This is a genomic window from Hamadaea sp., assembly GCF_013362815.1.
Taxonomy (GTDB): Bacteria; Actinomycetota; Actinomycetes; order Mycobacteriales; family Micromonosporaceae; genus Hamadaea.
On sequence record NZ_JABFVK010000107.1, the window covers coordinates 1 to 9,835 of the forward strand.

At 69.7% G+C, this 9,835-nt stretch carries 10 protein-coding genes; 9 read left to right on the plus strand and 1 reads right to left on the minus strand.

Annotated elements, in window-relative coordinates:
* The 5 genes from HOV77_RS33210 to HOV77_RS33230 all read left to right on the plus strand — a co-directional run.
* Positions 1 to 250: DegV family protein (locus tag HOV77_RS33210; RefSeq protein ID WP_290869871.1), on the plus strand; the 250-nt coding region annotated here is incomplete at its 5' end.
* A 301-nt stretch (positions 251 to 551) separates the two neighbouring features.
* On the plus strand, positions 552 to 1,202 hold the full coding sequence (locus tag HOV77_RS33215) for a ComEA family DNA-binding protein (protein WP_363261406.1): 651 nt from the start codon (positions 552 to 554) through the stop codon (positions 1,200 to 1,202).
* Positions 1,199 to 3,457, plus strand: coding sequence for a ComEC/Rec2 family competence protein (locus HOV77_RS33220; protein ID WP_290869874.1), 2,259 nt, complete (start codon positions 1,199 to 1,201; stop codon positions 3,455 to 3,457). Before HOV77_RS33215 ends, HOV77_RS33220 begins: the two co-directional genes overlap by 4 nt.
* 66 nt (positions 3,458 to 3,523) lie before the next feature.
* Positions 3,524 to 4,483 (plus strand): DNA polymerase III subunit delta, encoded by a 960-nt coding sequence (gene holA / locus HOV77_RS33225; protein WP_290869876.1) that lies wholly within the window; start codon positions 3,524 to 3,526, stop codon positions 4,481 to 4,483.
* Positions 4,480 to 4,986 (plus strand): hypothetical protein, encoded by a 507-nt coding sequence (locus tag HOV77_RS33230; protein WP_290869878.1) that lies wholly within the window; start codon positions 4,480 to 4,482, stop codon positions 4,984 to 4,986. Before holA ends, HOV77_RS33230 begins: the two co-directional genes overlap by 4 nt.
* 69 nt (positions 4,987 to 5,055) lie before the next feature.
* Here HOV77_RS33230 and rpsT read toward each other — a convergent pair whose 3' ends face one another.
* Entirely contained in the window at positions 5,056 to 5,325 is a 270-nt protein-coding gene (rpsT, locus tag HOV77_RS33235; RefSeq protein WP_290869879.1) for a 30S ribosomal protein S20, read from the minus strand.
* Between the two features lie 311 nt (positions 5,326 to 5,636).
* Here rpsT and HOV77_RS33240 point away from each other — a divergent pair, with 311 nt between their 5' ends.
* The 4 genes from HOV77_RS33240 to HOV77_RS33255 form a co-directional block, all read left to right on the plus strand.
* Positions 5,637 to 6,179, plus strand: coding sequence for a DUF4240 domain-containing protein (locus tag HOV77_RS33240; RefSeq protein ID WP_290869881.1), 543 nt, complete (start codon positions 5,637 to 5,639; stop codon positions 6,177 to 6,179).
* 223 nt (positions 6,180 to 6,402) lie between these two features.
* A complete protein-coding gene (gene lepA, locus HOV77_RS33245) occupies positions 6,403 to 8,280 on the plus strand; it encodes a translation elongation factor 4 (RefSeq protein WP_290869883.1) in 1,878 nt (625 codons plus the stop codon).
* A 26-nt stretch (positions 8,281 to 8,306) separates the two neighbouring features.
* Positions 8,307 to 8,786, plus strand: a complete 480-nt coding sequence (locus tag HOV77_RS33250; RefSeq protein WP_290869886.1) for an NUDIX domain-containing protein — start codon at positions 8,307 to 8,309, stop codon at positions 8,784 to 8,786.
* Positions 8,787 to 8,882: 96 nt separating this feature from the next.
* A partial coding sequence (locus HOV77_RS33255) for a hypothetical protein (protein WP_290869889.1) occupies positions 8,883 to 9,835 on the plus strand: 953 nt, incomplete at its 3' end.

The window sequence follows — 9,835 nt, forward strand, 5'->3', positions numbered from 1 at the left end:
GGATCGCGTACGCACGACTTCCCGGGCACTGGACCGCATGGTGGAGTTGGCCGTCGCTGCGGCCGGTGAACAGTCCGAAGTGGACGTCGCCGTCCAGCACCTCGACACCCCGGAACGCGCCGAGCAGATCGCCGCGACCGTACGCGACCGGCTGGGCAGTCGCCTCCGGGCGCTCTACACGACCGAGGTCAGCGCCGTGATCGGCGCGCACGTCGGGCCGGGCGTCGTCGGAGTCATCGTCCACCGCTGAGCCGCCGCCGCGATCGCCGCGGGGTCCCGCGTGACGCCGCCCGCTGGGCAGCCACGCAAAACGCGCACTAGACGCCGCCGCGCGCGGCTGGAACGCCGCGGATCGTGAGCGCTGACTACGCGGGTGGTACGCCACGGACGTGATCATGGCGGCGATACGTGCATGGCGTACCGCCGAGCGCGGCCCGCCGTGCGCGGCCCGCCGTGCGCGGCCCCGCCGAGTTATCCACATCGCGCCGCTGTCCACAGAGTCGACCTGCATCGATGCGATGCAGCGAGGGACGGGAGCATAGCGTCGGCCGGTGACCGAGGAACCAGACGCCCGAGGCCGGTTGGCCGCCTTAGTCGGCAAGCCCCTGAGTCCACCCGAGGAGCCGACGACCACCAGCCTCACAAAGGCGTTCGACCCCGGCCGCCCAGGGTTGAAGGCGATCGCCGCGGTAGCGGCGGTGGTCGTCTTGGCGGCGGCGGCGTACGCGTGGTTCTCGCGTCCGCACGCGGAGACGGTCGCTCCCGCCTCGGAGTCGTCGGCGAGCGCGCCGGTGACAGGGGTGGTCGTCGCCGTGGCGGGGAAGGTCCGGTTCCCCGGACTCGTCCGGCTGCCGGCCGGGGCGCGGGTCGCGGACGCGATCGAAGCAGCGGGCGGCGTACTGCCCGGCACGGATCTGTCCACGGTGAACCTCGCCCGCAAGGTCGCCGACGGCGAACTCATCACGGTCGGGACGACGGCGAACACCGTCGCGCCGGGGACGGCCGCCGACGGCAAGGTCAACCTCAACACCGCGACCGCCGCCCAGCTCGACGCCCTGCCCGGGGTCGGTCCCGTCCTCGCGGAGCGGATCGTCGCGTACCGGGAGCGGAAGGGTGGCTTCCGGAACGTCGGTGAACTGCGGCAAGTCGAGGGCATCGGGGACGCCAAGTTCGAGCAGATCAAGGATCTGGTGACGGTGTGACCGGCCGGGATCTGCGGCTGGCCCCGCTCGCCCTCGGCTGCTGGCTGGCGGCGTACGCCGCGCTCACGGCGAGCAGCCTGCGTACGGCGGCCATCCTCGCAACAAGCGCCGGCCTCGCCGCCGTCATCTTCAGGCAGAAGAGGATCGTCTGCCTGGCCTTGATCGGAGTGGCGTTGGGCGCGGGCGCGACCGGTGCGCGCCTGGCGATCCGGGACGATCCCACGATCACCCAGTTGGTCCGGGACAAGGCGACGATAACTGCGCAAGTGGTGGTGCGCGACGATCCCCGGCTCCTCCCCGGGCGTACGCCTTCGTATCTGATCGACGCCGAACTGACTCGGGCGGACGAACTTGCTCTCGGCGTACCAGTGCTGATGATCGCAAGTGGCGACGGTGATTGGCGGTCGCTGCTGCCAGGACAACGGCTGGCTGTCACCGGGCGGCTCGGACCGACCCGCGGTGGCGACCTCAAGGCCGCCGTGCTGGCGGTCAATCGGCCGCCGACGCTGATCGGGCGCGCGCCGTGGGTGCAACGCGCGGCCGGGAGTCTGCGCGCCGGGCTGCAGAAGGCTTGCGCGGGGCTGGAACCGCGTCGCGGCGGCCTGCTGCCTGGGCTGGTTGTCGGGGATACTTCCCGCCTGCCGCCGGAAGTGCAGGACGACTTCAAAACGGCGGGCATGACGCATTTGACGGCGGTTTCGGGCTCCAACGTGGCGATCGTGATCGGCTGTCTGTTGCTGCTGCTCAAAGCGCTGCGAGCCAGTCCGGCGGTGTGCGCGGCGGTGTGCGTCGTCGGCGTCGCCGGATTCGTCATCCTGGCGCGGCCGTCGCCGAGTGTGCTGCGCGCGGCCGTCATGGGCAGTCTCGCGCTGGCGGCGCTCGCGACCGGTCGAGGCCGGGCGGCGTTGCCCGCGCTGTCCGCGACCGTCGCGATCCTGGTCGTCGTCGATCCGGAACTGGCCGCCGACGCCGGGTTCACGCTGAGCGTCTGCGCGACCGGTGGCCTGCTGCTGCTCGCGCCCGGCTGGCGCGACGCGTTGCAGCGCCGCCTGCCCCGGTTCGCGGCGGAGGCGCTCGCGGTTCCGGCCGCCGCCCAGGTCACCTGCGGTCCGGTAGTCGCCGGGCTGTCCGGATCGATCAGCCTGGTCGCGATTCCCGCCAATCTGGTGGCCACGATCGCGGTGGCGCCGGCGACCGTGCTCAGCGTACTCGCGGCGGCGATCTCGCCCATCTGGCCTGCGGGTGCCCGATTCGCCGCCTGGCTGGCGAGCTATCCGGCCGCGTGGTTGGTCACGGTTGCGCGGGTTGCTTCCGGATTTCCGGGCGCTGCTCTCCCATGGCCAAGTGATACGCCGGGCGCACTGCTCCTGGCCGGGTTGACCGTCCTGGTCCTGGTGGGGTTCCGCAGCGCCCGGGTGCGGCGCGTCGTCCTGATCGTGGGGATGGCGGCGGTGCTGGGTGCGGCACCGGTGCGCGTACTCGCGCCGGGGTGGCCACCGCCGGGCTGGTTCGTGGTGGCCTGCGACGTCGGTCAGGGCGACGCGACCGTTCTGCGTACGCGGAAAGGGGCAGCCGTCGTCGTGGACGCCGGTCCGGAGCCGTCGGCGGTGGCGGGCTGTCTGGACCGGCTAGGTGTCACGACGGTGGAATTGCTGATCGTCAGCCATTTCCACGTCGACCACGTCGGCGGGATCGTCGGCGTCTTCCGGGGTCGCCGGGTCGCCGCCGTCCTCGTTCCGGCCTGGCCCGAACCGGTCGAGGGGCGTACGGGGGTGCTCGCGGCGGCTGCCGCCGCCCGCTCGCCGGTGACGGTGGCCACCCCCGGCGAGGTACGCCTCATCGGCCCGCTGGCGATGACGGTGATCGGCCCGGTCTCGCCATTACACGGCACGAGGTCGGATCCGAACAACAACTCGATTGTGCTGAGCGTCTCGTTCGGGGGAACGTCGGTGCTGCTCACCGGCGATGCCGAGGTCGAGGAGCAGCGGGAACTCGTCGCCACCGGGGTCGGCCGGGTCGACGTCCTCAAGGTCGCGCACCACGGTTCGGCGTTCCAGGACCCGGCCTTCCTCACCGCGGTGGCACCGACGATTGCCCTGGTCAGCGTGGGTGCCGGCAACGATTACGGGCATCCGAACGCAGCGGTCCTGGCGAGCCTGACCCGGGGCGGCGCGCGGGTGATGCGTACGGATCAGGTTGGCGACATCGCAGTGGCCATCGACGCTGGTGAACTCACCGTGACAGTGCGGTCGTGAGTCCGGTTGGGCCGCCCACCCCGACGAGTGAGCGGATCATGGCCGTCGGCATGCGAGTATTGCGGTGTGAGTGCTCCCGCGCTGCTGTTGGTTCTCGGTGACGAAGAGTTGTTGGCCACCCGGGCCGTCAACCAAGTAGTGGAAGCGGTCCGGCGGGACGACCCGGTCGCCTCGGTGAGCGAGTTCTCCGGTGGCGACCTGGTGGCGGGCGAACTGGCCGGTGCGCTGAGCCCGTCGCTGTTCGGCGGCCGCCCGGTCGTGATCGTCTACAACGGACAGGACGCGAAGAAGGACCTGACGGCGACGCTGCTCGCGTACGCGGCCGATCCGGATCCCGGGGCGACCCTGGTGGTCTGCCACGCCGGGGGAGCCAAGGGCAAGGCGCTCGCCGACGGTCTGAAGCAGGCCGGGGCCGAGGTCGCGTTGGCGGCCAAGCTCACCCGGCATGCCGACAAGGTCGACTTCATCCGCTCGGAGATCCGGCGGCTGGGCGGCAAATGCAGTGGTGAGGCGGCCGAGGCGCTGCTCGACGCGGTCGGCAACGACCTGCGGGAACTGGCCGCCGCCTGCAACCAGCTGATGGCCGACACCAACGGCCGCATCGAACTCGACGTCGTGCAGCGGTACTACAAGGGCCGGGCGGAGGTCAGCGGGTTCGCCGTGGCCGATGCTGCGGTCGCGGGCGACGTCCCGGCCGCGTTGGAGGCGTTGCGCTGGGCGCTGGCCACCGGAGTCGACCCGGTCCCGATCGCCGACGCGCTGGCCGACGGCGTACGCACGATCGCCCGGGTGGCGTCGGCCGGGCGCGGCGGGAACGCGTACCAGTTGGCGAGCAAGCTCGGCATGCCCGCGTGGAAGATCGAGAAGGCCCAGCGGATGGCCCGGGGCTGGACGCCGGAGGGCCTCGTCGACGCGATGGCCGCCGCCGCGGTGTGCAACGCCGAGGTCAAAGGCGGCTCCGACGATCGCGGGTACGCCCTCGAACGGGCGATCATGGCGATGGCGGCCGCCCGGAGCGGCCGATGATCGCCGACCTGCGCGCCAAGGACCGCCCGTTCTACGCCCGGGTGCTGGGACTGCACTACATCCGGCCCAGCGGCCTGCTCTGTTTCTTCTTCTTCGAGGGCGCGATCGCCCTGGCCACCCTGCTCGCCCTGGCCGAACTGGTGACCTGGTGGGCCGTCGTGGTGCTGCCCGGCGCGATCGCCGTCATGGTGAAGATCAACGACTTGATCGCCGGCTTCGGCGTACGCTCAGCGGCTCGGGCCCAGGCCCGGGCGGCGGTGCGTACCGCCACCCGGCGAGCGGCCAAACGAGAGGCGAAGGCGGCTCGACGACAGGCGGCCCGCGAGGAGGAGGCCGTCGCCGAGCTCGTCAGCACGGCCGGTCCGGATGAGGACTTCGGGACCGAGGCACCCGCCGTCGGCCGAGCCTCCGTGCCCCAGCCGTACGCCGGACTCGCTGCGCCGGACGAGGTGCGCTCCAGCCAAGCCCGCCGACGCCAGTCCGCCGCCCATCGCTACGACTGATCTCGGCGTACGCAACGAAAGGCCCGCCACCCCGAACGGGGGAGCGGGCCTTTTTTCGCGTACTGGGCGTCAGGCCGCGGCGACGGTGTTCAGCCGCTTGGCGATCGACGACTTGCGGTTCGCCGCCTGGTTCTTGTGGATCACGCCCTTGCTGACCGCCTTGTCGAGCTGGCGGGAAGCGACCTGCATGAGCTCCGCGGCCTTGGCGGAGTCGCCGGCCTCGGACGCCTCGTTGAACTTGCGGATCGCAGTCTTCAGCGAAGACTTGACCGCCTTGTTCCGCAGCCGCGCCTTCTCGTTCTGGCGGTTGCGCTTGATCTGCGACTTGATGTTCGCCACGTGTCAGCCTCTCCTACTTCGGGGCGTCAACCCCGCTGAAGCGGGGACACAAAAGTTCGACGTGCCAGGCTACCAGGCGGGGCCCTACCCGACCAAAGCGGGTAGAAGGGCTCAGTGCCAGTCCTGACGACGTGCCAGCCATTCTATCGCCAGCCGTCCGCACTCCCTCTGGTGGGTACGCCTAGGGCCGGGGTGCCGTCCATCACAGCATTTTCGCGGAGCCTTGCGGGAATGGAGCCTTGCGTGACACTGGTCTCGCAGAGCCGCGATCGGGCGCGAGTCGTTGATCGAAGGAGACCGAGGAGGCGACCGTGGAGCTGGACGAGTTCTGGGGCGTGATCGACGCCGCACGATCCGATGTCGGCGGAGAGGCCGGCCAGGACGGTGAGGCGTTGGCCAAGGCGCTGACCGGGCGGCTCGGGAACCTGGCGGCGGAGCGGCGTACCGCGTTCGGGCAGACGTTCGCCCGGTTGAGTGCCGATGCTTCCCGCTGGGACCTGTACGCCGCGGCGTACCTGATCGGGGGTGGCTGCGATCTCGGCGGCTTCGAGGACTTCCGCTTCGGTCTGATCGTGACCGGGAAAGACTGGTACGCCAAGGCACTGGCCGATCCGGACTCGCTCGCCGGGCAGCCGGTCGTGGCCGAGGCGGCGGACTGGGACGACGACAGCGCGATCTTCGCCGAGCTGGTCGGTGACGCCGTCGCCGACGCGTGCGGCGTGGAGCTGCGAAACCAGAGTGAGCCGGTCGGCGAACAATTCGACGTCGACGACGACCTGGTCATGCGGGGGCGACTGCCGCGGCTGGCCGCGTTGTTCCTGGGCTGGCCCGCGAACGAGGGTTGCCGCTGCTAGCGCACCCGCACCGGCGGCGCACCGCTCAGCGCTGGATCACGGTTCTGGGTCGAATCTTGACCGAAGATTCGACCCAGAACCGTGATCCAGCGGGAAAGACGGCCCGCGAACCCGGATCCAGCGGCAAAGACGGCGGCCCGTGGGACGAGGCCCGGGAGCATGGGATCATAGGGAGGAGCTGCACCCGCAGCGCCATCCCATTTGACGACGAAACGGACGATCCGTGCCTCCGACGCCCGGTGTGAACCAGCCCGGTACCACCGACCCCGGTGCCATCCGGAACTTCTGCATCATCGCACACATCGACCATGGCAAATCTACGCTGGCCGACCGGATGTTGCAGCTGACCGAGGTGGTCGATCCACGGCAGATGCGGGCGCAGTACCTCGACCGCATGGACATCGAGCGCGAGCGCGGCATCACCATCAAGTCGCAGGCGGTCCGGATGCCGTGGACCGTTCGCGAGGGGGACCGGACCGGCGAGACGGCCGTTCTCAACATGATCGACACCCCGGGGCACGTCGACTTCACCTATGAGGTCTCGCGCAGCCTCGCCGCTTGTGAGGGCGCGGTCCTGCTGGTGGACGCGGCCCAGGGCATCGAGGCGCAGACGCTGGCCAACCTGTATCTGGCCATGGAGAACGATCTCACGATCATCCCGGTGCTGAACAAGATCGACCTGCCGGCCGCCCAGCCGGAGAAGTACGCCGAAGAACTGGCGAATCTGGTCGGCTGCCTGCCCGAGGACGTCCTCAAGGTCTCGGGGAAGACCGGGGTCGGCGTACCGCACCTGCTGGACGAGATCGTGCGGCGGCTGCCCACGCCCGTCGGCGATGCCGCCGCGCCGGCCCGCGCCATGATCTTCGACTCCGTCTACGACATCTATCGGGGCGTCGTGACCTACGTACGGGTCGTCGACGGCCGGATCGAGGCGCGCGACCGCATTCGCATGATGTCGACCGGCGCCGTGCACGAGCTGCTGGAGCTGGGCGTCATCTCGCCGGAGCCGGTGAAGTCGGGTGCGCTCGGTGTCGGCGAGGTGGGTTACCTCATCACCGGCGTGAAGGACGTGCGCCAGTCGCGGGTCGGTGACACGGTCACGATCAACGCCAAGCCCGCGAAGGAATCGCTCGGCGGCTACAAGGACCCCAAGCCGATGGTGTACTCGGGGCTCTACCCGATCGACGGCTCGGACTATCCGGCCCTGCGGGAGGCGCTGGACAAGCTGAAGCTGAACGACGCCGCCCTCGTCTACGAGCCGGAGTCGTCGGCCGCGCTCGGCTTCGGCTTCCGCGTCGGCTTCCTCGGCCTGCTGCACCTGGAGATCATCCAGCAGCGGCTGGAGCGGGAGTTCGGTCTCGACCTCATCGCCACCGCGCCCAACGTGGTCTACCGCGTCGTGCTCGAGGACGGCAAAGAGGTCGTCGTCACCAACCCCAGCGAGTATCCGATCGGCAAGGTCGCCGAGGTCTACGAGCCGGTCGCCCGGGTCACGGTCCTCGCGCCCAACGATTACGTCGGCGCGATCATGGAACTCTGCCAGGGCCGCCGCGGCACCTTGCAGGGCATGGACTATCTGTCCGCCGATCGCGTCGAGCTGCGCTACGTGCTGCCGCTCGGCGAGATCATCTTCGACTTCTTCGACCAGCTCAAATCAAGGACCAAGGGGTACGCCAGCCTCGACTACGAGCCCTCGGGCGAGCAGTCGGCCGAACTGGTCAAGGTGGACATCCTGTTGCAGGGGGAGACGGTCGACGCCTTCTCCGCGATCGTCCACAAGGACAAGGCGTACACGTATGGCACGACGATCGCCGCGAAGCTGCGCGAACTGATCCCGCGGCAGCAGTTCGAGGTGCCGATCCAGGCGGCCATCGGCTCCCGGATCATCGCCCGCGAGACGATCCGCGCCATCCGCAAGGACGTGCTGGCCAAGTGCTACGGCGGTGACATCACCCGGAAGCGCAAGCTGCTGGAGAAGCAGAAGGAAGGCAAGAAGCGCATGAAGATGGTCGGCCGCGTCGAGGTGCCGCAGGAGGCCTTCATCGCCGCGCTGTCGACGTCGGACAGTGGCGAGTCTTCGGGCAAGACCGGGCGCAAATGATGTTCTGTCCGCGCTGTGGGGCCGCCATGACGGTGGCCCCACCCAGTCAGTGCGGGCGTTGTGCGTATCAGCAGTATGTGAATGCGAGACCCACCGCGAGCCTGATCGTGCTCGACGACGCGGGGCGATTCCTGGCCCTGAAACGGGCCCGCGAGCCGCAGGCGGGGCTGTGGGAGACGCCGGGCGGGTTTTGCGACGGCTGGGAGCATCCGGCGGAGGCCGCGGTCCGCGAGGGTCGCGAGGAACTCGGCGTGGACGTGGTTCTGGGCGATTTCGTGGGCATGTATGTGGGCAGTTACCTGTTCCAGGACGAGCTGCTGCCGGTGCTGGACTGCTTCTGGCTGGCTCGGCTGCCCGCCGGCGAACTCACCCTCGACCCCGAGGAATCATCGGAAATGGCGTGGTTTCCGCTGGTCACGCCGCCGGCCATGGCGTTCGGCACGATGGACCGCGCGCTCACAGACGCCGTCCAGATCCTTTGTAGAAAAGATCAGTTCGCTGAGTAACGTCCTTCTCAACCCATCGTTACCTCAAGTGCAGTGTTTGCCGCTTTCGCCCGAATTGCCGGGGCTGAAGCGGACCTATGTGCACAAGGAGTGACAATGCAGATGAAGAAGGCCGGAGCTGTTGCCTTTGGCGCGCTCGCGACCGTTGCGGTGATCGGTGCTCCCGCCGCCGCTTCCGCCCACACCACCGAGGCCAAGACGCAGTCGATGCGTGAGGTCGCCTCGCCCTTCCTCGGCGCTGCCCGTGACATGTGGCAGGCCCCGTGGGATGGCCCGCAGCAGTCCCTGGTCTCCGCCGGCACCGGTTCCGTCGTGAACGGCGCCGCGTGGCAGATCTGTGGCTCGAACGTGATGGCCGGTGTTGGTGGGGTCATCAACTCCAGCAGCCCGACCACGGTTCTGGACGGCTGCACGAACGCCAACATCTGGCTCAAGCAGGACACCGTTCCGCCGGTCATCGGCGCGCTGAACGACACCGCCATCGCGGCGGCGTCTTGGCAGCTCTGCGGCTCGAACGCCGTCGCCGGCGTCGGTGGCACGGTTGCGCTGCAGACCCCGGCGACCGTGCTGGGTGGCTGCGACAACTCGAACATCGTGATCGGTGGCCCGGACGGCAACTACACCGAGGCCGGCACGGTCGCGACCGCGCGCACCAAGCCGACCGCGCAGCAGAAGGCGGCCTTCAAGGCCGCGAAGCAGCAGGCCAAGCAGCAGCGCATCGCGGCGAAGCGGCAGCAGCTCGCCGCCAAGCTGGCGCACGTCGGTGGCGACCAGACGGACGTGGTCCGCGCCGCCTTCACCGCCCGCAAGGACGCCCTGCTGAACAAGAAGATGCACGTCGTCCGGACGGCGGCGGCGTCGCCCAAGGCCGGCATGGGCTGGGGCGCGCCGTGGGACGTCGAGCCCCAGTCGCTCGCGACCGTCGGCGACGGCTCGGCGGTTCAGGCCGCCAGCTGGCAGATCTGCGCCTCCAACGTGGTGGCCGGCGTCGGTGGCACCGTCGTCAGCAGCACGCCCGACGCGGTCTTCGGCGACTGCCGCAACGCGAC